Annotated in this window: 16 protein-coding genes; 4 read left to right on the top strand and 12 right to left on the bottom strand. The window is 68.4% G+C overall.

The window, feature by feature from the left end:
• Positions 1-45 precede the first annotated feature (45 nt).
• Both UC35_RS11915 and UC35_RS11910 read right to left on the bottom strand, forming a co-directional pair.
• Positions 46-1,182, bottom strand: a complete 1,137-nt coding sequence (locus UC35_RS11915) for a PilT/PilU family type 4a pilus ATPase (RefSeq protein WP_061499769.1) — start codon at positions 1,180-1,182, stop codon at positions 46-48.
• Positions 1,183-1,193: 11 nt separating this feature from the next.
• Positions 1,194-2,237, bottom strand: a complete 1,044-nt coding sequence (locus tag UC35_RS11910) for a type IV pilus twitching motility protein PilT (protein ID WP_061499766.1) — start codon at positions 2,235-2,237, stop codon at positions 1,194-1,196.
• A gap of 73 nt (positions 2,238-2,310) precedes the next feature.
• Here UC35_RS11910 and UC35_RS11905 point away from each other — a divergent pair, with 73 nt between their 5' ends.
• Positions 2,311-3,003, top strand: coding sequence for a YggS family pyridoxal phosphate-dependent enzyme (locus tag UC35_RS11905; RefSeq protein ID WP_061499764.1), 693 nt, complete (start codon positions 2,311-2,313; stop codon positions 3,001-3,003).
• 14 nt (positions 3,004-3,017) lie between these two features.
• Here UC35_RS11905 and UC35_RS11900 read toward each other — a convergent pair whose 3' ends face one another.
• From UC35_RS11900 to UC35_RS11890, 3 genes are read right to left on the bottom strand one after another with little or no spacing between them, the layout of a single operon-like run.
• Entirely contained in the window at positions 3,018-3,557 is a 540-nt protein-coding gene (locus tag UC35_RS11900) for a DUF3617 domain-containing protein (protein WP_061499761.1), read from the bottom strand.
• 46 nt (positions 3,558-3,603) lie between these two features.
• The gene (gene glpK, locus UC35_RS11895; RefSeq protein WP_061499758.1) at positions 3,604-5,097 is read right to left on the bottom strand and encodes a glycerol kinase GlpK; all 1,494 of its coding nucleotides are present in this window, start codon (positions 5,095-5,097) and stop codon (positions 3,604-3,606) included.
• Positions 5,098-5,136: 39 nt separating this feature from the next.
• Positions 5,137-5,616 carry a winged helix-turn-helix transcriptional regulator gene (locus UC35_RS11890; protein WP_061499755.1) on the bottom strand — a complete coding sequence of 160 codons (480 nt, stop codon included), beginning with the start codon at positions 5,614-5,616 and terminating at the stop codon, positions 5,137-5,139.
• Between the two features lie 101 nt (positions 5,617-5,717).
• Between UC35_RS11890 and UC35_RS11885 the strand changes: the two genes are divergently transcribed.
• The gene (locus UC35_RS11885; RefSeq protein WP_061499752.1) at positions 5,718-8,681 is read left to right on the top strand and encodes an L-glutamate gamma-semialdehyde dehydrogenase; all 2,964 of its coding nucleotides are present in this window, start codon (positions 5,718-5,720) and stop codon (positions 8,679-8,681) included.
• 6 nt (positions 8,682-8,687) lie between these two features.
• Here the strand turns inward: UC35_RS11885 and UC35_RS11880 are convergent, their stop codons facing one another.
• The 4 genes from UC35_RS11880 to UC35_RS11865 all read right to left on the bottom strand — a co-directional run bounded on the left by UC35_RS11880 (position 8,688) and on the right by UC35_RS11865 (position 18,140).
• Positions 8,688-10,883, bottom strand: a complete 2,196-nt coding sequence (locus UC35_RS11880; protein ID WP_227820531.1) for an amylo-alpha-1,6-glucosidase — start codon at positions 10,881-10,883, stop codon at positions 8,688-8,690.
• Positions 10,880-11,941: a glycosyltransferase family 4 protein gene (locus tag UC35_RS11875; protein WP_061499749.1), complete on the bottom strand. Its 1,062-nt coding sequence runs from the start codon at positions 11,939-11,941 to the stop codon at positions 10,880-10,882. Before UC35_RS11875 ends, UC35_RS11880 begins: the two co-directional genes overlap by 4 nt.
• Positions 11,942-12,096: 155 nt before the next feature.
• Positions 12,097-13,464 carry a glutathione-disulfide reductase gene (gene gorA / locus UC35_RS11870; RefSeq protein WP_061499747.1) on the bottom strand — a complete coding sequence of 456 codons (1,368 nt, stop codon included), beginning with the start codon at positions 13,462-13,464 and terminating at the stop codon, positions 12,097-12,099.
• Positions 13,465-13,541: 77 nt separating this feature from the next.
• On the bottom strand, positions 13,542-18,140 hold the full coding sequence (locus UC35_RS11865) for a CheR family methyltransferase (RefSeq protein ID WP_061503806.1): 4,599 nt from the start codon (positions 18,138-18,140) through the stop codon (positions 13,542-13,544).
• 202 nt (positions 18,141-18,342) lie between these two features.
• Here UC35_RS11865 and UC35_RS11860 point away from each other — a divergent pair, with 202 nt between their 5' ends.
• On the top strand, positions 18,343-18,693 hold the full coding sequence (locus UC35_RS11860) for a hypothetical protein (RefSeq protein WP_061499744.1): 351 nt from the start codon (positions 18,343-18,345) through the stop codon (positions 18,691-18,693).
• Positions 18,694-18,727: 34 nt separating this feature from the next.
• On the opposite strand, the gene rocF is transcribed toward UC35_RS11860, so the two are convergent.
• Positions 18,728-19,636 (bottom strand): arginase, encoded by a 909-nt coding sequence (gene rocF / locus UC35_RS11855; protein WP_061499742.1) that lies wholly within the window; start codon positions 19,634-19,636, stop codon positions 18,728-18,730.
• A gap of 185 nt (positions 19,637-19,821) precedes the next feature.
• Between rocF and UC35_RS11850 the strand changes: the two genes are divergently transcribed.
• Positions 19,822-20,160: a four-helix bundle copper-binding protein gene (locus UC35_RS11850; protein ID WP_061499739.1), complete on the top strand. Its 339-nt coding sequence runs from the start codon at positions 19,822-19,824 to the stop codon at positions 20,158-20,160.
• Positions 20,161-20,214: 54 nt separating this feature from the next.
• Here the strand turns inward: UC35_RS11850 and UC35_RS11845 are convergent, their stop codons facing one another.
• Both UC35_RS11845 and UC35_RS11840 read right to left on the bottom strand, forming a co-directional pair.
• Positions 20,215-20,718, bottom strand: a complete 504-nt coding sequence (locus UC35_RS11845; RefSeq protein WP_061499736.1) for a YcnI family protein — start codon at positions 20,716-20,718, stop codon at positions 20,215-20,217.
• 11 nt (positions 20,719-20,729) lie between these two features.
• Positions 20,730-23,045, bottom strand: a complete 2,316-nt coding sequence (locus UC35_RS11840) for a TonB-dependent receptor (RefSeq protein WP_061499733.1) — start codon at positions 23,043-23,045, stop codon at positions 20,730-20,732.
• Between the last annotated feature and the right edge of the window lies 1 nt (position 23,046).

Here is a 23,046-nt window from a genome sequence, read left to right as displayed (position 1 = left end):
GCTGCGCTGGCGCCGCGGTCAGGCGGGTCAGGCGGGTCAGGCGGGTCAGACGATCGCAAAGTGCTCGGTGCCCGCCGCCAGGTCCGACGTCTTGGCGCGCTGGCTGTTCAGCTTGATCTGCAGGCGCAGGTCGTTGAGCGAGTCGGCGTTGCGCAGCGCGTCCTCGTAGGAAATGATGTTGTTCTCGTACATGTCGAACAGCGCCTGGTCGAAGGTCTGCATGCCCAGGTTGCGGCTCTTCTTCATGATCTCCTTGATCTCGGTCACCTCACCCTTGAAGATCAGGTCGGACACCAGCGGGGTGTTCAGCATGATCTCCACCGCGGCGCCGCGGCCCTTGCCGTCCTGCTTGGGCACCAGGCGCTGCGACACCATGGCCTTGAGGTTCAGCGACAGGTCCATCAGCAGCTGCGCGCGGCGCTCTTCGGGGAAGAAGTTGATCACGCGGTCCAGCGCCTGGTTGGCGCTGTTGGCGTGCAGCGTCGCCATGCACAGGTGACCGGTTTCGGCGAAGGCGATGGCGTGCTCCATGGTCTCGCGGTCGCGGATTTCGCCCATCAGGATCACGTCGGGCGCCTGGCGCAGCGCGTTCTTCAGCGCCGCTTCCCAGCTGTCGGTGTCCAGTCCGACCTCGCGCTGGGTCACCACGCAGTTCTTGTGCGGGTGCACGAATTCCACCGGATCCTCGATGGTGATGATGTGGCCGTGCGAATTGTCATTGCGCCAGTCGACCATCGCGGCCAGTGTGGTCGACTTGCCCGAGCCGGTGGCACCGACCAGCACGACCAGGCCGCGCTTGGTCATCACCACTTCCTTGAGCACCTGCGGCACGCCCAGGCCATCGATCGTCGGCAGCACCTGCGGGATCACCCGCAGCACCATGCCGACCTTGCCCTGCTGCACGAAGGCGTTGACGCGGAACCGGCCGATGCCGGGCGGCGAGATCGCGAAGTTGCACTCCTTGGTGCGCTCGAATTCGGCCGCCTGCTTGTCGTTCATGATCGAGCGCGCCAGCGCCAGCGTGTGCCCGCCGGTCAGCGGCTGCGGCGACACCTTGGTCACCTTGCCGTCGACCTTGATGGCGGGCGGGAAGTCGCCGGTGATGAACAGGTCGCTGCCATTGCGGCTGACCATGAGCTTGAGCAGGTCGTTGATGAATTTCGATGCCTGATCGCGTTCCATGACGCCACTCCTTATCCGGGGAAATTCTCGGGAATCTTGGCCTTGCCGCGCGCTTCGGCGGGGCTGATCACGTTGCGCTTGACCAGGTCGGAGAGGTTCTGGTCGAGCGTCTGCATGCCGAAACTGTTGCCGGTCTGGATCGCCGAGTACATCTGGGCGACCTTGGCTTCGCGAATGAGGTTGCGGATGGCCGAGGTGCCGATCATGATCTCGTGCGCGGCGACCCGGCCCGAACCGTCCTTGGTCTTGCACAGCGTCTGTGAGATCACCGCCTGCAGCGATTCGGAAAGCATGGCCCGGATCATTTCCTTTTCCTCGGCCGGGAACACGTCGATGATTCGGTCGATGGTCTTGGCGGCGCTCGAGGTGTGCAAGGTGCCGAACACCAGGTGGCCGGTTTCCGCCGCCGTCATCGCCAGCCGGATCGTTTCCAGGTCGCGCATTTCGCCCACCAGGATCGCGTCCGGGTCCTCCCGCAGCGCCGACTTCAGCGCGTTGGCGAAGGACAGCGTCATCGGCCCGACCTCGCGCTGGTTGATCAGGCACTTCTTGGATTCGTGCACGAACTCGATCGGGTCCTCGACCGTCAGGATGTGGCCGTACTCGGTCTCGTTCAGGAAGTTGATCATCGCGGCCAGTGTGGTCGACTTGCCCGAGCCGGTCGGGCCGGTCACCAGCACCATGCCGCGCGGCTTGAGCGCCAGGTCGCCGAAGATCTTGGGCGCGTTGAGCTGCTCCAGCGTGAGGATCTTGGAAGGAATCGTCCGGAACACGGCGCCGGCGCCGCGGTTCTGGTTGAACGCGTTGACGCGGAAGCGCGCCAGGCCGTCGATCTCGAACGAGAAGTCGCACTCCAGGAACTCTTCGTAGTTCTTGCGCTGGGTGTCGTTCATGATGTCGTACACCATGGCGTGCACGGCCTTGTGGTCCAGCGCATCGACGTTGATACGCCGCACGTCACCATGGACGCGAATCATGGGCGGCAGGCCGGCGGACAGATGCAGGTCCGAGGCCTTGTTTTTGACGCTGAATGCCAACAGCTGGGTAATATCCACGAGTCCCTCTTTTGCGCAACGAGTGCCCCTGGGCGGCCGCGCAGCGCGTTGTCCGGCCCAAGCTCAGCCAATTATGACGACGATTCCCGCCAAGCTCCAACTAGTTCACGAACGGATCGCGAGGGCCTGCGCGCAGGTGCGGCGTGACGTGAACGAAGTCACGCTGCTGGCGGTGTCGAAAACCTTCGGCCCGGATGTGGTGCGCGAGGCCTCCGCCGCCGGCCAGAAGGCGTTCGGCGAGAACTACATCCAGGAAGCCGTCGAGAAGATCGATCTGCTGCGCGACCTGCCGCTGGAATGGCACTGCATCGGCCCGATCCAGAGCAACAAGACGCGGCTGGTCGCGGCGCACTTCGACTGGGCACACACGGTGGACCGCCTGAAGATCGCGCAGCGCCTGTCCGAGCAGCGTCCGCCGGAGTTGCCCGCCCTGCAGGTGTGCCTGCAGGTCAACATCGACGGCGGCGCGAACAAGTCGGGCGTGGCGCCGGCCGAAGCGCTGGAACTGGCGCGCGAGGTCGCCCGGCTGCCGCGCCTGAAGCTGCGCGGGCTCATGACCATCCCCGAGCCGCAGGACGATCCCGCGGCGCAGAAAGCGGTGCATCTGCGCGCGGCGGCGCTGTTCGACGAGCTGCGCGACGCCGGCCTGGCGATCGACACGCTGTCGATGGGCATGACCGCCGATCTCGAGGCCGCAGTTGCCGCGGGCAGCACCATGGTGCGCATCGGCTCGGCGATCTTCGGCGAGCGGCCGGCGCGCCCCTGACGCGCGGACGCGGTCTACTTCGCCGCGACCGGCTTGATGTTGCCGCAGTCGGCGCCCAGCCAGCGAGCGGAGGTGTCCATGCTCACCTTCTGCGGCTGGCCCGCCGCCGTGGTATTGACCTTCATCTTCATGCTGTAGGCCTCGGGGCTGGTGAAGGTCATCTGGCCTTCGCCGGAGGACGGCGGGTTAGCGCAGCTGAAGCTCATCTTCATGGTGTTGCCGCTGCGCGGCTGCACGGTGGTCTTGCAGTCGCCCTGCGGCGGCTGCGTCACCTGGTTGCGCTCGACCATCTCCTTGGTCATGCACATCTTCACGGTCATGCCGGCGCCTCCGCCACCCATGCCCGCGCCCTGGCGCGCCATCATGGCCTCGACCATCTTGCGCTGGTCCGGCGGCATGTTGGCCATCTCCTTTTGCATCTGCGCCATGGCATCGTTCATCTGGCCGCCAGCCTGCGTCTTCTGCGTGACCTCCCACAGGCCCGGCTTGAGGCTTTGCGCGCCGGCCGCGCACGACAGAGCCAGCAGGCCCACGGCGATGACTTGCTTGTTCATGACGACCCCTCCGTAATAAAAGAAAACCGATTTTGCTTTATGTGACTCAATTCAGCGACGCCTGGCGCACCGCGTGTTCCCAGCGCGCCATCAGTTCCGTAGCGCGGCCGGCATCGAGTGTGGGCAGGAAGCGACGCTGCGGCTGCCACATCGCCGCCAGTTCCTCCGTACTCTTGAACACGCCGCAGGCCAGGCCCGCCAGGTAGGCGGCGCCCAACGCAGTGGTCTCCGTCACCGCCGGCCGCACCACCGGGACCCCGAGCAGGTCGGCCTGGAACTGCATCAGCAGGTCGTTCACGCAGGCACCGCCGTCCACCCGCAGTTCGCTCACCGGCGCCGCGCCCGCGGCCACGGCGTCGCGGCTCATGGCCTGCAACAGGGCCGCGCTCTGGTAGGCGATGCTCTCCAGCGCCGCGCGGGCGATGTGCGCGAGCGTGGTGCCGCGCGTCAGCCCGGTGATCGTGCCGCGCGCATCGGGCTTCCAGTAGGGGGCGCCCAGCCCGGTGAAGGCCGGCACCAGCATCACGCCGCCGGCGTCGGGCACGCTTTCGGCGAGCGCCTGCACCTGGGTGCTGTGCTCGATGGCGCGCAGGCCGTCGCGCAGCCACTGCACCACCGCCCCGCCGACGAACACGCTGCCTTCCAGCGCGTATTCCGGCCGGGCCGAGCGCTGCGCCGCGCTGGTGGTGACCAGGCCATTGGTGGACATCTGGAACTTGCCGCCGGTGTGCATCAGCAGGAAGCAGCCGGTGCCATAGGTGTTCTTGGCCATGCCGGCCTGGAAGCAGGCCTGGCCGAACAGCGCGGCCTGCTGGTCCCCGGCCACGCCGCCGATCAGCACCGGCGCACCCAGCAGCGATGCGGCGGTCTCGCCGAAGCGCGCCGAGGATGGCAGCACCTGCGGCATCAGTTCGACCGGGACGTCGAACAGGCGCAGCAGCTCGGCGTCCCATTCGTTGCGGTGCACGTCGAACAGCATGGTGCGCGAGGCGTTGGTGACGTCGGTGGCATGCAGCGCGCCTTCGGTCAGCTGCCACATCAGCCAGCTGTCCACGGTGCCGAAAGCCAGCTCGCCGCGCCGCGCGCGCTCGCGCGCACCCGGCACGTTCTCCAGCAGCCAGCTGATCTTGGTGGCGGAAAAATAGGAGTCGACCAGCAGCCCGGTGCGCGACTGGATCAGCTTGTCGTGGCCGGCGTCTCGCAGGCGCGCGCACATCGGCTCGCCGCGGCGGTCCTGCCAGACGATCGCATGGTGGATCGGCCGGCCGGTGGCGCGCTCCCAGATCACGGTGGTCTCGCGCTGGTTGGTGATGCCGATCGCGCCCAGCGCCCGGGCATCCAGCCTGGCTTGTGCCAGCGCCTCACGCGCGGTGGCCAGCTGCGTGCGCCAGATCTCCATCGGGTCGTGCTCCACCCAGCCCGGGCGCGGGTAGATCTGCGGCAGCTCCTGCTGCGCCATCGCCACGATGCGCCCGCCGGCGTCGAACACGATGCTGCGCGAACTGGAGGTGCCCTGGTCGAGTGCGAGGATGAAGCTCATGGCGCTGTTGTATCGGAACCCTGGCGCGGCTTGCAGCGCTCAAACCCTGAGCGCCAGCCGCGCCGTGTTCTTCACTTCCTCCATCACCGCGTAGGTGCGCGTCTCGCGCACCCCGGGCAGCTCCCACAACACCGTGCCGGCGAATTCGCGGTAGGCCAGCATGTCGGCCATCCGCGTCTTGAGCAGGTAGTCGAAGCCGCCCGCCACCATGTGGCATTCCAGGATTTCGCTGCGCACCTGCACCGCGGCGTTGAAGGCCTCGAACACATTGGGCGTGGTGCGATCCAGCAGCACCTCGACGAACACCAGCAGGCCGGCGCCCAGCTTGCGCGGATCGAGCCGTGCCTCGTAGCCCAGGATGTAGCCCTCGCGGGTGAGGCGCTGCACGCGCGCCAGCACCGCGGTGGGCGACAGCGCCACCGCCTCGGCCAGCTTGAGGTTGGAGATGCGGCCGTCCTGCTGCAGGACATTCAGGATCTTGAGGTCGATGCGATCGATGCTGGCGCTGGTCGGGTCCATGGCTAGTGAATTATTCGTCCAATCAGCCAAATTTAGCGGGAAATTCACGGCGGAAAGCGAAACCATGGCGGCATTCACACTCATCGACAACAGCAGCCACCATGTCCCCTCCCCCGCCGCAGCGCCTGCCCGCACCCTACCGGCCCGAAGCCGAAATCGTGCGGCACCGGCTGCAAAGCCTGGAACACACCCTGGACTGGGACGCGGCGGCGCATGCCGCCACCCCCTGGGTCGCCGCCGTGCGCCGCCATCCGCCGCCGTTCTGGGCGATGGAAAGCCTGCTCAAGGAATACCCGATTTCCAGCGCCGAGGGCCTGGCCCTGATGCGCCTGGCCGAGGCGCTGCTGCGGGTGCCGGATGCGGAGACCGCGATCGCGCTCACCGCCGACCAACTGGCCCGCGCTGATTTCGAGGGCTCGGCCGATGGCGCGCTGGCGCGCCTGTCGCAGGCGGCCCTGGCCATGTCCAAGCGGCTGCTGCCGCATGAAGCCGAACCCGGCCTGCTGGGGAAGTTGGGGGCGCGGACGGTGGTGGCAGCGGCCTTGCGGGCGGTGCAGCTACTGGGACGCCAGTTCGTGCTGGGCCAGGACATCGCCGCCGCGCTGCGCGAGGCGCAGGATGCCGCCCGGGCGCAACCGGGGCTGCGCTTTTCCTACGACATGCTGGGCGAAGGCGCCCGCACCGGGCAGGATGCGCAGCGCTACCTGGCCGCTTACCGCGAGGCGATCGAGGCCATCGCCGCGAAGGCGCGCGCCGACGTGCCGGTGGAACGCAACGACGGCATCTCGATCAAGCTCAGCGCCCTGCATCCGCGCTACGAGGCCCTGCAGGCCGAGCGCGTGCTCGCCGAACTGGTGCCGCGCGTGTGGTCGCTGTGCGAGCAGGCCGCGCGCGCCAACATCCACCTCACGATCGACGCCGAGGAAGTGGACCGGCTGGAGCTGTCGCTCGAGGTGTTCGAGCAGCTGGCGGCGCGGGTGGCGCAGCACCACCCGCAGTGGCAGGGCTTCGGCCTGGCGCTGCAGTCCTACCAGACTCGGGCGCTGGAACTGATCGACTGCGTGGCGCAGATCGCCCGCCGGCACGGCCTGCGCCTGATGTGCCGCCTGGTCAAGGGCGCCTACTGGGACGCCGAGATCAAGCGCGCGCAGGAGTTGGGGCTGCCGCACTACCCGGTGTTCACGCACAAGCACCACACCGACATTTCCTACCTCGCCTGCGCGCGCGCGCTGCTGGCCGCGCAGGACGTGATCTACCCGCAGTTCGCCACCCACAACGCCGGCACCATCGCGGCCATCCTGCAGATGGCCTCGGCACAGCGCAACGCGCAGTTCGAGCTGCAGCGGCTGCATGGCATGGGCGAGGGCATATACCGCGAGGTGCTCAAGCAGGAAGGCATCGCCTGCCGCGTCTACGCGCCGGTGGGACGGCACCGCGACCTGCTGGCCTACCTGGTGCGCCGGCTGCTGGAGAACGGCGCCAACTCCTCCTTCGTGCACCAGCTCGCCGACGAGTCGGTCGGCATGGACCAGCTGCTGCGCTCGCCGCTACGCCTGGAAGCCATGCCCGGGCTGCCGCTGCCGCCGGCGCTCTATGGCGCGCAGCGCCAGAACAGCCTGGGCCTGGACCTCGCGGTAGATGCGATGCGCGCGCCCCTGCTGCAGGCGCATGCCGCCACCCCGGTGCCGCCCGTCGCGCTGGCCGAGACCGCGCAGGTCGACGCGCAGGTGCGGCGCGCCCTGGCCGCGCATCCGGCCTGGGACGGCCTGCCGGTGCCCGAGCGCGCGCAGCGGCTGCGCAGCGCGGCCGACCGCATGCAGGACGCGTTGCCGCGGCTGGCGGCGCTGCTGGTCAAGGAAGCCTTCAAGACCTGGGGCGACGCGGTGGCCGAAGTGCGCGAAGCGGTGGACTTCCTGCGCTACTACGCCGATGAGGCCGTGCGCATCATGCAGCCGGTCGAACTGCCGGGGCCGACGGGCGAGAGCAACGAGCTGCGGCTGGCTTCGCGCGGCGCCTGGGTGTGCATCAGCCCCTGGAACTTCCCGCTGGCGATCTTCACCGGCCAGGTGGCGGCGGCGCTGGCCACCGGCAACACGGTGCTGGCCAAGCCGGCCGAGCAGACGCCGGCCATCGCCGCCGAGGCCGTCGCCCTGCTGCATGCCGCCGGCGTGCCCGCCGACGCGCTGCAGCTGCTGCACGGCCCGGGCGAAACCATAGGCGCGGCGCTGGTGGCCCACCCGCGCATCGCCGGCGTGGTGTTCACCGGCTCGACCCCGGTCGCCAAGGCGATCAACCTCTCGCTGGCGCAAAAGGACGGGCCGATCGTGCCGCTGATCGCCGAGACCGGCGGCATCAACGCCATGATTGTGGACTCGACGGCGCTGCCCGAGCAGGTGGCCGACTGCGTGGTGCAGAGCGCCTTCCGCTCGGCGGGCCAGCGCTGCTCGGCGCTGCGCCTGCTGTGCGTGCACGAAGGCATCGCCGACGCCGTGATCGAGATGATCCAGGGCGCGGCGCGCGAGCAGGTCACCGGCGACCCGCACGAATGGCGCACCGACGTCGGCCCCGTCATCGACGGCGAGGCCTACGAGAACATCCAGCGCCAGCTCACGCGGCTGCACGCGCAGGCGCGGCCCCTGCTCCCGCCGGGCGACCAGCCGCCCGCCACGCGGCTGGTGCCGCCGCAGGCCTTCGAAATCGCCGACATCGGCGAGGTGCGGCAGGAGATCTTCGGCCCGGTGCTGCACGTCGTGCGCTGGCGCGGCGACCCCAAGGGCGTGGTCGACCAGCTCAATGCGCTCGGCTACGGGCTGACGCTGGGTATCCAGAGCCGCATCGACACGCGCGCGCTGGCGCTGGCGGCGCGCGCGCACATCGGCAATGTCTACGTCAACCGCAACATCATCGGCGCGGTGGTCGGCGTGCAGCCCTTCGGCGGCGAAGGGCTGTCGGGCACCGGTCCCAAGGCGGGCGGACCGAATTACCTGCTGCGCTTCTGCGCCGAACGCACCCTGACGATCAACACCACCGCCGCCGGCGGCAACGTGGCGCTGATGACAGCGTGATGCGATTCACATGCGCACGCGCACGTCGAGGTCACCCAGCTTATGGGCGACGTCGATGCCCACATGCTTGCCGTAGCGCTGCAGGCGCAGGTCGGCGGTGCGGTTGCCGATGCCCAGGCGCAGGATCTCCATCGACTCGATGAAGGCCGGCAGGCGCGGCGACTGCAGGGAGATCTCGGCGCGCTGCGCGCTCACTTCCAGGCCCAGGCAGGCCTGCAGCAGCGCGTAGACGCAGGCCGCGGCCCAGGCCTGCGGCGAGCACGCCACGGGATAGAGCGTGGGCCCCTCGGCGTCGCGCCGCGAGAATCCGCAGAACAGCTCGGGCAGGCGATGCTGGCTGAAATGCACGCTGGCATCGAACAGGCCGCTGAACACCTGCAGCGCGGCCAGCGTGTGGCCGTAGCGCGCCATGCCGGCGGCGATCATCGCGTTGTCGTGCGGCCAGATCGAGCCGTTGTGATACGACATCGGGTTGTAGCGGGCCTGCCCGCGCGCCACCGTGCGAATGCCCCAGCCGCTGTAGAAGTCGGGTTCCAGGTAGCGGTCGGCCATGCGGGCGGCGTGCTCGGGCGCCGCGATGCCGCTCCACATCGCATGGCCGGCGTTGGAAGTGGCCACCTCGCAGCGCTTGCCGTGGCCATCGAGCGCCAGCACGTACATGCCGATCTCGTCCGACCAGAAGCGCGACAGGAAGGCCAGCTTCAAGGCCTGCGCCTGGGCCTGGAGCCGCCGTGCCAGGCTGCCGTCGCCCAGCGCCTGCGCCATCTCGGCGGCCAGCAGCCTGGCCTCGTACACGTAGCCCTGCACCTCGCACAGCGCGATCGGGGTGTCGGCGTCGCGGCCGTCGGCATGGAACACCGAATCGTGCGAATCCTTCCAGCCCTGCTGGATCAGCCCGTCGCTGCTGCGCCGCGCGTAGCGCACGAAGCCCTCGCTGTCGGCGTTGCCGTCGATCCACTGCAGCGCGATCAGCACATGCGGCCACAGGCTGGCGATGAACTCCAGGTCGCCGGTGCGCTTCCAGTAGGCGCCGGCCAGCGCCACGAACAGAGGCGTGGCGTCGACGCTGCCGTAGTAGCGGCCGAAGGGCACCTCGCCGGTGGCGGCCATCTCGCACTTGCGCGCCTCGTGCAGGATCTTGCCGGGCTCGGCATCGCGCGCCGGGTCGCTCTGCCGCGCCTGGGTCTGCGCCAGGAAGGCCAGCACGCCACGCGCCGGCCGCGGGTCGATCCACAACAGCTCGCGCGCGGTGATGATGCCGTCGCGCCCGAAGGTGGTGGAGTACCAGGGCACGCCGGCGTAGGGATAGGGCCCCATCGGCATGTTGGTGGACAGCATCGCCACGTCCGAGCCGGAACGCCGCAGCCACAGGTTGGCCAGCGTGTTGGAGGTGGTGATGGCGCAGGCATCCTCCTGCGCGCTGCGCCGCGCGTCCTCGTTCTCGCGGTAGGCCTGGTCGTAGTGGGAGCGGTGCGGCGCGCGCTGCGCCGCCCCCTCGCCGCGCTCGCAATCGATGCTGCAGTACAGGTGGAACTCGTCGTCGGGCTCGACGCCGATCTCGAACACCGCCTCGCGCTCGCTCAGCGCGTGGGGCCGCGGATGGAAGCGCAGCCGGGTGCGGCGCAACACCCCGTCCAGGCCCTCGTAGGCGTAGGTCACCTCGCCGTCGCGGACCTCGGTCGCCAGCCGCCGGCCGCGCCGCGCGCGGGCCGAGCCGCGGACCTCGAACAGGTCCACGAAATCGGCGGCGAAGGCCAGCGCGATGCCGAAGCGCGCCGCCTGATCGCCGTGGTTCACGATCCGGATGTGCTCATGGCAGCATTGCTGCCACAGCAGCTTGGCGCGGAAGATGTGCACCGTGCCCTTGGGCACGTCGTGCCGCGCCAGGTCGGGGTTCATGAACTCGGCGATCAGCAGGCTGTTGTCTTCCTTGACGTTGGAGCCCAGGAACATGGGCCGCACGCCTTCGACCGTGAGCCGGTATTCGCTGAGGTAGCGGGTGTCCTCGTGGTACAGCCCCTGCTCGCCCAGCCCGGTGCCGTCGACATCGCCATAGCGGTCGGCGACGAGAAAGCTCTCGTCGTGCTTGAGCACGTGCGGGGTCTCGTCGGCACGGGCAGCGCTGGCGGCCACGTACCACCGGTCGCCGACGCGAATGCGGTCGCCGTTCATGACGGTGAAGCCTTCTTCCTGCCCGTTCATTTTGCGCCTGCCGATGCGAAGTCCATGCGCCGGTGCGAGTCGATCAGGGTGCGGTACACCGCCAGGTAGCGCCGGGCCATCACCTTGGCCGTGAAGCGCTCGTCAAAGATCTGCCGGCAACGGCGGCGGTCGATCCGGTCGATGTGACGGGCCGCATCGATCGCGGTGCGCTGGTTGGACACGATGAAGCCGGTCACGCCGTGCTCCAGCAGCTCCGGCACCGAGCCATGCGGGTAGGCGATCACCGGCGTGCCGCAGGCCATGGCCTCGATCAGCACCAGGCCGAAGGGCTCGGGCCAGTCGATCGGGAACAACAGCGCCTTGGCGCTGCCCAGCAGGCTGTTCTTTCCGGCGTCGTCCACCTCGCCGACGAACTTCACCAGCGGATGCCCCAGCAGCGGCCGGATCTCGCGCTCGAAGTAGCCGCGGTCGGCCGCGTCCACCTTGGCGGCCACCAGCAGCGGCGTGTCGCAGGCCAGCGCGATCTCGATCGCGCGGTCCAGACGCTTCTCGGGCGAGATGCGGCCAACGAAGGCGAAGTACCCCAGCGGCTCGGACGTGAAGCCGTACAGTTCGGCGGGCAGGCCGTGGTGGACGGTGGCGACGAAGTGGGCATCGGGCAACTGGCGCCGCTGGTGATTGGAGATCGCCACCAGCGGCAGGTCGGAGAAGTGCCGGTGCAGGGGCGGCAGGTGGTTCAGGTCCAGCCGGCCGTGCAACGTGGTCAGGCAGGGCGTGGCGCAGTGCCTCGCCATGGGGTAGTGCAAGTAGTCCACATGGAAATGGATCACATCGAACCGGTCCGCGCGGGCGAACACCTCGTCGAGCATCAGCGTGTGCCAGGCTGTCCAGTCGGTGTTGTCGGTCCGGCCGCGGAGGCTGCGCTGGCAAACGGCCACCAGTTTGGCCGAGGTGACCGAGTCGCCGCTGGCGAACAGCGTCACCTCATGGCCCAGGTCGACCAGGGTCTCGGTGAGATAGGAAACGACGCGCTCGGTCCCGCCGTAGCCGCTGGGCGGCACGCTTTCGAACATGGGGGCCACCTGGGCGATTCGCATGGGCTGTGGACCTGATGCGCCTGAAAAGCAGGCGCTGTAGTGCCACATCCTCGGCCAAGCAACTCGGGGGCTGGGTAGTACGGCCCGCCGCAGCACGGGCAGTGCATTCCTACACCCGCGCGCAGCGTAGTGCCGTTTGCGGCCCGGTGCGAACTTCAGTGAACAACCGGCTGGCGCATGGTCACGAACTCCTCGGCCGCGGTCGGGTGAATGCCCAGCGTGGCATCGAACTGGGCCTTGGTGGCATGGGCCTTGAGAGCGACCGCGAAGCCCTGCACCACCTCGCCCGCATCGGGGCCGACCATGTGCACGCCGACCACGCGGTCGCTCGCGCGGTCAACCACCAGCTTCATGAAGGTGCGCTCGCTGCGGCCGCTCAGGGTGTGCTTGAGGGCCCTGAACTCGCTGCGGTAGACGGTCACCTCGCCGAAGGCCTTGCGCGCCTCCGATTCGGTATAGCCGACCGTGGCGACGTTCGGGTGCGTGAACACCGCCTTGGGGACAAACTCGTAGCTCATCTCGCGCCGGCGCGGGCCGAACAGGCGATGGACCACCGCCATCGCCTCGGCCAGCGCCACCGGCGTGAGCTGCAGCTTCGCGGTGACATCGCCGATCGCGTGGATGCCCGGCACGTTGGTCGTGTGGTGCGCGTCCACGATGATCGCGCCGTCCTTGCCCTGCGCCACCCCGGCCGCCGGGAGCCCCAGGCCGGCGACGTTCGGGATCCGGCCGGTGGCATAGAGCACGGCGTCGGCCGTGACATGGCGGCCGTCGGCGAGCGACACCCACAGCCCGCCGGGGCGGCGCTCGATCGCGGAGACGTCGGCGTGGGTGTGCAGGTCCACGCCGTGCTTGCGCATCTCCTGCGTGATGAAGCGCCGCAGCTCGTCGTCGAAGCCGCGCAGGATCAGCTCGCCGCGATACAGCTGCGTCACGCGCGCGCCCAGGCCGTTGAAGATCGAAGCGAACTCGCAGGCGATGTAGCCGCCGCCCACCACCAGCAGCCGCGCCGGAAAGGGGCGGATGTCGAACATGCCGTCCGAGGTGACCACCCGCTCGCAGCCGGGAAACTTCGGCACGCTCGGGCGCGCGCCGGTGGCCACCAGGATATGCCGGGCGCTGAAGTGATGCCTGCCGCCCGCGGTCTGGACCAGCACTTGGTGCGGGCCCTCGAACTGCGCCCAGCCGGTGACGATGCGCACGCCCGCTTCCACCAGCATCTTGCGATAAACCCCGTTGAGCCGGGTGATCTCGGCGGCGCGGTTCGTCCGCAAGGTGGCCCAGTCGAAGCGCGGCTCGCCGACCCGCCAGCCGAACCCGACGGCGTCGCGGAAATCATCGGCGAAGTGCGCGGCGTAGCTGTACAGCTTTTTCGGAATGCAGCCGACGTTGACGCAGGTGCCGCCGAGTTGCGCGGCCTCGGCCAGGATCACGCGCGCGCCGAGCTGCGCTGCCAGCCGGGCGGCGCGCACGCCGCCTGAGCCGGCGCCGATGACAAACAGGTCGCAGTCGTGGTTGGCCATGCGGGACCCCATCGGGAATCGATGGGGTCATTCTGCGCATTTGGCGCGAAGGGCGACGCTGAATCAGCGCCGCCTTCTTACTTGAGTGAGGTCTTGCTCGACAACAAGGTTTCCAGCATTTTGCTGAGCTCGCGCGCGTCCAGCGGCTTGGTCATGTGGGCGTCGAAACCGGCTTCCAGCGCCGCGCGCTGGTCTGCTTCCTGGCCCCAGCCGGTCGCCGCGATCAGCACCATCTCGCGGCCCCAGGGGGCGGCCCGGACCTGCCGCGCAACCTCGTGGCCGTTCAGGTCCGGCATGCCGATGTCGACAATGGCGGCCTGCGGCCGGCGCAATCCGATCTCACGCACCGCTTCCACGCCACCAGTCACACGCACGGTCTTGAACCCAGCCATCTCCAGCAGACTGGCCAAGCCCCAGCCGGCGTCCGCGTTGTCGTCAGCGATGAGGATCTGGCCGCGGTCTTCGCCCATGGTCAGTGGCTCAGGTGCTGCCGGCAATCGGGTCGCGGCACGCGCAGCCGCCACCGGTCTGGCGCCGGGCAGGAGCACCCGGAACTCGCTGCCTTTGCCGCGGCCCTCGGAGCGCGCGCTGATCTGTCCGTCATGCAGGTCCACAATGTTCTTGACCAGCGCCAGGCCAATACCCAGCCCGCGGCCACGGTCGCGCGTGTCTTCCTGGGCAAACATGTCGAACATCGCAGGAATGCGCTGCGGCTCCATGCCGATGCCCGTGTCCTTGACCGACAGTTCGAGCTGGTCGCCCGTCAACCGGGCCGTGACGTCAATCGTGCCGTCACGCGGCGTGTACTTGATCGCGTTGGACAGCAGGTTGGACAGCACCTGCACCAGGCGCAGCGGGTCCCCGTCGAGCTCGACATCCCCCTCGCCCAAGTCGAGCTTGAGCGCATGCGGCGCATCCACCAGCAACGGCCGGGTAACCTCCAGCGCCGAGGCCATGACAGCCGAAAGTCGCACCCGTTCGCGTTTGAGTTCCAGCCTTCCGAGCTTGAGGCGCGAGACATCAAGGAGGTCGTCCAGCATCGCCTTCGTTGCCAATGCCTGGCGCCGCACCACTTCGGCGGCGGCCTGCGAATCGGCGGCGGGCACGCCGGCGGTCAGCATCAATTCCGCGGCACTGTCGATCGAGGCCAGCGGATTGCGCAGCTCGTGCGACAGCACCGCCAGGAACCGGTCCTTGGCGACGTCGGCGGCCTGCAGTTCGGCGCGTGCCCTTTCGTTCTCGGCCAGAACCTCCAGCAGTTCCGTGCGGCTGCGCTCCAGCGCCTCGCGGGCCTCCTGCGCCACCGTCTGGTCGCGCAGGATCTTGACGAAACCGACGGCTTCGCCCTTGCCGTCGCGCATCAGCATCACGACGCCGCTGGACCAGAAGCGGCTGCCGTCCTTGCGCAGGTGGTAGCGGTCGTCGCTGGCGCGTCCTTCGGCCAGGGCCGTGCTCACCTCCTTCTGCGGGATGTTCTGCTCCCGGTCCTCCGGCGTGAAGATGATGTCCGCCGCCTGGCCGATGATCTCCTCGCCGGCATAGCCCAGCAGCCGCTCGGCGCCGGCGTTCCACATCGTCATCCGCCGTTGCAGGTCCATCGACAGGATCGCGAACTCGATGGCGTTGTCCATCACCAGGCGCATGCGCTCTTCGCTCTGGCGCATCGCTTCCTCCGCGCGCTTCGCGGCGGTGATGTCGCGCGCGATCACCGTCCCCGCCATCACGTGCCCGGACTCGTCGCGGATGGGTGACACCGTGAGCGCCACCTGCAGTTCGCTGCCGTCCTTGCGCAGGCGCACGGTTTCGTGGCTGTCGATCGGCTCGGCCAATGCGATGCGGGCGAGCAGCCGCCCTGGGTCGGATTCCCCGTCGGGCGTCAGGATGGACAGCGGCTGGCCGACCGCTTCGGCGGGCGTGTAGCCAAAGATGCGCTGGGCACCGGGATTCCAGGACCGGATGGTGCCGTCCAGCGAGAAGCTGATGATCGCGTCGGTGGAAGCGGTGACCACCGCCGACAGCCACAGGCGCATCTCCTCTGCCTGTTTGCGTTCGGTGACGTTGATGAAGGAAAGCACCACCCCGGCGATACGATCCTCGAGTGTGCGGTAAGGCAGCAGCCGGGCCATGTACCAGTTGCCATAGTGGCTGCCGACTTCGCGCTCCACCGGGACCAGCTTTTCCAGCACCCGGGCCGCGTCGGCCCCGAGTTCGGGGTAGCGCAGCCGGCTCTTGAGGTCCGTCAGCGGGCGCCCGATGTCGGTGGCGATCAGGTTGAACAGCGAGACGGCCGCTGGCGTGAAGCGCGTGATGCACAGCTCGCGGTCCAGGAACACGGTGGCGATCGCCGTGGCGTCCATCAGATTCTGCATGTCGCTGTTGGCATGCCCGAGTTCATCGATATTGTTCTTGAGCTCCTGGTTGACCGTCGTCAGCTCCTCATTGATGGACTGCAGCTCTTCGCGGCTGGTTTCGAGCTCCTCGGAGGCCGAGCGCAGCTCCTCGTTCATCGCCTGCAGCTCTTCGTTGCTGGCCTTGAGCTCCTCGGTCGAGGCTTCGTATTGTTCGACCGTGTCGCGCAGGTGGGACTTGAGCGTTTCGAGCTCGCGGTCCAGCTGCCGTGCCACGGCATCGTCCTGCACCCGTTGCGGCTGCGGCCCTTCATTGGGCGTGGCCTCGGGGGCCATTGCCTGCAGCACGACCAGGAACAGGTCCGAGCCGACTTCCCTGGATGGCAATACACGGATGGTGAGCGACACGCGCTCGCCGTTGAATTCCACCGGCACGCCCGGGAGCTCGGCCACTTGCTGGTTCTGGGCCGCACGGTACAGCGCCGCACGCAGTTCGATGCGCACGCTCGGATTGACCGCGCGCAAAAGGTTGCGGCTGGGCTCACCGCCGGCGAACTGTAGGAAGCGGCCTGCGGTAGGAGAAAGATGGACGATGTCGTATTCGGAATCCACCAGGATCGAAGGCGGACCGAGTTGCTCGAGCAGTCGCAGGTGAATCTCGCCCCAGGAAGGCCTCGAATCCTGGGAGGCCTGCACCGCCCCGACGCCAGGGAAGGCGTTGCCGGCAACCGCCGATGCTTCGCCGGAAGCGTTGCGCGCGTCCATCATCCTGGTCAGCGCCCCGCGGCCCACGGGCATCGGTAGGCCGGTGCGCGGCCCCGGGCGCTGCTGGTAGATGCGGTGCTTCTTGTCCACCACCCCGAACAGGTCGTTGCCTTCCTCCACCGACTCCGACGAGCCGAGAAACAGGCGCGCACCGGGACGCAGCGCGAAATGGAAGGTGTCGAGCACCCGGGCTTGCGCGTCGCGGTTCAGGTAAATGAGCAGGTTCCGGCACGAGATAAGGTCCTGGCGCGAAAAGGGCGAGTCCTTGAGCACGTCGTGCGTGGCAAACAACACCATCTCGCGCAGCTCCCGCCGCACGCGCCAGCCGCGATGTTCCTCGATGAAGAAACGTTTGAGCCGTTCCTCGCTCACATCGGCCGCGATGGCGGTCGGGTACACGCCCTCACGCGCGAACTGCACGGCCGCATCGTCCAGGTCGGTGGCGAAGACCTGCACCAACGGCGGCGCGTCGATCGCCTGGGCGTGTTCGGCCAGGAGCATCGCGACCGAGTACGCCTCCTCACCGGTCGCGCAGGCGGGCACCCACACGCGCACGACCTCGTTCGGGCCCTTGTCGGCCAGCAGCGCCGGGATTTCGCGCTCCAGCGCCTCGAAACAGTCCGCGTCGCGGAAGAAATTGGTGACGCTGATCAGCAGGTCCTGGAGCAGCGCACCGGATTCGCCGGGGCGCGTGCGCAGGCAGTTCAGGTACGCGTGCAGGTCGTGCAAGCCGTTGACCTGCATGCGGCGCGCGATCCGCCGCACGATGGTGGCGCGTTTGTAATTGGAGAAGTCGCGGCCAGTGCGCGTTCGCAGGAAGCCGAGCACATCGCGCAGCGAGGCCTCTTCGACCGCCTGCGCCTGCGCCTGCGTCGGCTGAGCCGCAGTGCGCTCCTCTTCGGGCGGCAACTGGAGCTTGACCTCCAGCTTGAAGTAGTCGAGCACGCGCTGCGGGATCTCTGCCGTCGGCAGCACCCAATCCACCATACCGGTGGCAATCGAGGCCCGGGGCATGCCGGTGTGCTCGGCCTCGCCCGGATCCTGCGCGATCGTCAGGCCGCCGCGCTCCTTGATGCGCTTGATTCCGATGGCGCCGTCGCTGTCGGCGCCCGAGAGCACCACGGCAGCCGCGTGCGGCCCATGCGTATCGGCCAGGGTGCGGAAGAACAGGTCCACGGTGAAGTGACGGCGGCGGTCGCCAGGCATGGCTTCCAGTTCAAGCCGGCCATCGGCCACCTTCAGGGCATGGCGCGGCGGGATCACGTAGACCGTGTTCTTCTCGATAGTGACAGGCGCGGTCACCTGCACCACCGGCATCCTGGTCGAGCGCTGCAGCAGTTCCGCCAGCGTGCTCTCGTGCTCGGGCGACAGGTGGAGCACGACCGCGAAGGCCAGGCCCGGGTCCGGCGGCAGCGCGCGGAAGAAGGTGGTGAGCGCCGAGATGCCTCCGGCCGACCCGCCCAGGCCGACCAGCGGATGGAGATCGTAACCACCGCTGGGGATCAGGTTGTCGCTCTGATCGGAGGCAGTGTGATTTGCATGACCCGGATCTGTGTCCGTCATCTCGCCCTCGTACGCGTCTTCGGGCAATTATGCGATGCTGCTGCAGGCTTCAGCCATTCGAGTCGTCCCGCACCGCCTGCTCGACCGTCAGTGCTCGTAGGGCTCGTCCGACAACCGCGGGGCATTGAATACGACTGCCCCCGGCCGGGCTGCGCCACAGACTTATTCATCGGCCCAGTGCCAACCGTCCGGAGGACGCAACATGGCTTACAGCAGCATCCTGGGCGCCGACGTGGCGCCGGTCCATCCGAGTGGCCGTGATTCCGATGCGCTCGGCCCGAGCGACAACTCGGACAGCGGCAGCGACGCCGCGGGCACCTTCGAGGCGATTGCCGACAGCGATGCGGCGGGCACCGGCGAGCGCGGTTCGGCCGATCACCGCGAAACGCCCGAAGGCGCTGACATCCTGCCCGATCACGTGGTCGCGGTGAGCGAGGAAGAAGAAGCGCTGGCCACCGGCGAAGGCTTCCCCGACAGCGACCCGGACGCCAACGAATACACGGACCTCGGCGCGGACGACGTCGAGGACGACCTGGACTCGGACAGCCGCTGAGGCCCGCGCGCGCCGCAGCCGGCGCAAGCGGTGGTTACCTCGCGAGTGTCGAGGCCCCGAACAGGCTGGCGACGAACTCCACCGCGAGTTCCGCGGTGCGATTGCGCACATCGAGGGCGGGGTTGATCTCCACCACGTCCAGCGAGCCCATGCGGCCGGTGTCGGCGATCATCTCCATGCACAGCTGCATCTCGCGGTAGGTCGGCCCGCCGCGCACGCCGGTGCCCACGCCGGGCGCATCGGTCGGGTCCAGGCAATCGAGGTCGAAGCTGACGTGCAGGTGCGTATCCTCGTCGACGTCGTGCAGCGCCTCCAGCATGGTGTTGCGCATGCCGTGCTCGTCGATGTGGCGCATGTCGAACACCTGCAGCCCGAGTTGCGCGATGGCCTGCTTCTCGTGGGCATCGACGCTGCGGATGCCGATGAAGTCGATGTCTGCCGGGGTGATGGCGGCCGGCTCGCCGCTCCATCCCACCAGCGGCTTGGGGCCGTCGCCGAGCAGGCAGGACACCGGCATGCCATGGACGTTGCCCGAAGGGCTGATGTGGGGGTTGTTGACGTCGCTGTGCGCGTCCAGCCAGATCACGCGCAGCTTCTTCTTCGCATAGCGGCAATGGCGCGCCACGGCGCTGACCGAGCCGATCGCCAGGCAATGGTCACCGCCCATGAGCAGCGGCACCTGGCCGGCCGCCAGCACCGCCGCCACGCGGTCGAACACCGCGCGGTTCCACGCGACCACCTCCTCGAGGTGCCGCACGCCGGCCGTCGGCGGCGTCCACGGCGTGGGCGGGCCGGCGAGGTTGCCGTGGTCGATCACGTTGAGTCCGTGGCCGCGCAGCATCTCGTACAGGCCAGCCACGCGCAGCGCGTCCGGGCCCATGCCGGCGCCGCGCACGCTGGCGCCCACATCCGTGGGTGCACCGATCAGGCTGACAGTCTTCATTTCGTCGTCCTTCCCCCGGCTCAGTGCAGGAATTGTCTCAGCTTGGCGCCGCGCCGTGGGGCCCGGCCGCGCCGGATGCCGGGGCCGTGGTGTCGGTTGCTACAGGTTGCGTCCCTCCTGCCCGCGCTGCGGCCGGCCTGCCCAGAATGAAAGCCTTCCGAGCTCCAACCCAAGAGGAGGAAACCATGTCATCCGACCGGCTTCAGCGCTACCTGGAATGCATTGCGGCCTGCAATGCCTGCGTGGTCTCGTGCCAGCACTGCGCCTCGCTGTGCCTGCAGGAACCCGATGTGAAGATGATGACGCGCTGCATCGCGCTCGATTTCGACTGCGCCGAGATGTGCTCGGTTTCGGTCGCGCTGATGGCCGGCGGCAGCGAATTGGCCGACGCGATGTGCGGGCTGTGCGCGCGCGCCTGCCGGATGTGCGCGGAAGAGTGCGGGAAGCACTCGCACGACCACTGCCAGCAGTGCGCGGAGGCTTGTCGGGTGTGTGCGGAGGCTTGCGAGCGGGTGGCGGTCTAGAAGCCGGAGCGCCCTCACCCCTGCCCTCTCCCGGAGGGAGAGGGAGTAAGTCCTTCAGTGTTTGTGGCCAGGGCCGGCTTTGGACGGCATGACTTCGAGCAGCGCGGCCGGTGACTTCAAGTCCGAAAGTTTCTGGCCCGGCCCGGGCACCTCGGTCCAGTTGCCACGGCCTTCGTCGCAGACCTGCACCACCGGCCAGTACACCGGCCCCGGCTGGGCCGGGGTGCGCGCCACCAGCACGAACTCGTCGTAGAAGCCGTTGGCCAATTTGTCTTCGGGCGTGCGGGCCGTCCAGGAAATGCGGGTCACCTTGTCGCCGGCCTTTTCGATGTCGATGCGCCAGCCGGGTTTGGGCATGGGCTTGGGCGACTGCATGGCCGCCGGGATGTCGACGATCAGCTGGCGGGTCGGCGAGTCGCCGCAGCCGTGGCCCACCTTGAACACGGCCTTGTAGCTGCTGGCCGCCGGCGCGGCCTGCTGGTCCAGCACCACGTGCGCGTGCGCGTGGACGGCGGCAAGGGCGAGGCAAAGGGGCGCCAGGGCAATGAGTTTGCTCATGATGTTCGCTTTCAGAAATCGGCCTTCAGTTCCGCGACGTAGCTGCGCTGCGGATAGGGATGGAAGTTCCAGTACTTGTCGTTGTTGACGTTGTCGATGCCGAAGGAAGCCGTGAGGTGCTTGGTGGCCTTCCACTGGGCGCGCAGGTCCACCACGAAGTAGCGGCTGACGCCCATGTAGGTGAAGCCGTTGACGTCGCTGTTGTCCAGCGTGCGGAACTGGTCGCTGCTGTAGCGCGCGCCGATGCTGGTGCTCAACGTAGGCGTCCAGTGGTAGGCGGCCAGCGCATTGGCCCGCCAGCGCGGGATGTTCGGCTGGCGCTTGCCGATGGTGTCGCCGGGCACGCTGACGAAGCCGGCGTTCTCCTTGATGATCGAGTGCGCGAAAGTCACGCCACCGGAAAGGTCCAGGCCCTTGATGGCCACGTCCGCGCCGGAGAACGCGAGCTCCAGCCCCTGGGTGGCGATGCGCCCGACGTTGCTGACGCGGCTGACGTTGCGGTTGGCCTGCGCGTCGAAGGTGGTCTGCGAATACAGCGCATCGCGCGTGTCCTCGGCGAAGAAGGTCAGGCGCAGCAGGCCCACGCCCACGTCCTTCTCGCCCGAGAGTTCGCCGGTCCAGGAGCGCTCCGGCCGCAGGTTGGGGTCGTTGATGAACTGCGCGTTGACGGTGGACGTCGCCCCGTACAGCTCGGCCACGGTCGGGTAGCGCACGGCGCGGCCGAGCGAGGCCTTGAGCACCGTGTCGTCCCGCCACTGCCAGGAGATCGCCGCCTTCGGCGACAGGTCGTCTTCGCTGCGCTGCGGCCAGGCCGTGTTCACCGTGGAGTTGATCTGCGTGTGACCGTTGTACGCGGTCCAGTGCTCGGCCCGCAGGCCCAGCACTGTCTTCCAGTCGGGCGCGAAGCGCCAGCTGTCCTGCGCCCACAGGCTTTGCAGCTGCGTGCGCCCGCCCACGTCGCTGGCCACGGCGCCGCCCGGGTCGCTGCGCCAGTTGCCCGGGATGGCCGAGGTCAGGTAGCTCAGTTTCCAGCTGTCCTGCTGGACGCCGAAGTCGACGATGTGCGGGCCCTTGGTGCCCGCGGGCCGCCAGGTCCCGCGCGCCGCCAGGGTGTTCCAGCCGGTGCCGCCGCCGTCGGCGATCGTGCCGGGGCCGCCCGACTCGGCGCCCGGGGGCGTGTTGGCCAGCGCGTTCTGGCGCTTCTGGTCCTTGGCGTAGTCGTACAGGCTGGCGGCGATCTCCCAGTCCCAGGTGCCCTGGGTGTGGCTCTTGAGCGAAAAGCCGTGCATGTAGTGCGTAAGGCTTTCATCGGTGAGCGGCAGGTCGGCGCCGGTGACGGCCGCGTAGTTGGCGCCGTTGATGTTGATCGGGCCGCTGGTCACCGGTGCGCCGGCGGCATTGCTCAAGTACGAGGTCGGCCGGTTGGTGGACGTGTTCTGCCAGGCGCCGAACACATAGGCCGCCCGCAGCACCGGTGTGATGTCGTAGGCCAGCTTGACCTTGGCGTGATCCTGGATCGTGTGGTACTGCGTCTGCGCGGCGATGTAGTAGATGGGCGCATTGGTCGGGTCTCGCTCGGGCACGGCGCCGGTCACCGGAGTACCTGGTGTCGATGTCGTTGTACTGACGAAGCGCCTTGCGAAGGTGAGCGGCTGGCCCTGGCTGTCGGTGCGGTTGACGTTGAACCACCAGGTCCAGTCACCCGCCTTGCTGCCGATGGAGGTGCTGGCCTGCCAGGCGGGGAAGGTGTCCTTGGTGCCGTAGAGCTTGAAGGGCTGCCACACGTAGCCGATGCTGGCGTGCCCCTCCAGCTGGGTGGGCATGCGCGTCACGTAGTCCACGACGGCGCCCACCGAGTTGCCGGGGTAGGCCGCCGAGAAGGGTCCGTACATCACGTCGACCCGCTCAATCTCCTCGGGCGTGACCAGCCCCCAGCGGGGCGGGAAGCTCAGGCCGCCGACGCCGTTGCCCAGGTAGTTGGACAGCAGGATGCCGTCGGCGTACACCGCCGAGCGCGCGCTGTTGCCGGTGCCGGACGCGCGGCTGGAAAGGATGGCGTGGTTGTAGTCGCCGATGTAGCGCTTGCGCACCAGCAGGCTGGGAAAGTACTTGAGGGCATCCTCGCTGTCGGTCGCGTTGATGGATTCCCCGATCTGCTCGCGCGAGATGCTCTCGGTGGTGGTGGGAATCTGCGTGGGCAGCGAAGTGGGCCGGTTGGCGACGATGGTGACGACGCCGAGCTCCTTGACCGGCGCAGGGGCGTTCTGCGCCGCCAGGCCGAGGGGAAAGGCCACGGCAATGGCCGCAGCGATGCGATGGATTCGCACG

This window comes from Ramlibacter tataouinensis, assembly GCF_001580455.1.
Taxonomy (GTDB): domain Bacteria; phylum Pseudomonadota; class Gammaproteobacteria; order Burkholderiales; family Burkholderiaceae_C; genus Ramlibacter; species Ramlibacter tataouinensis_B.
Note: the sequence above shows the minus strand (reverse complement) of the source record. Positions and strands in the feature narration are given on the sequence as shown.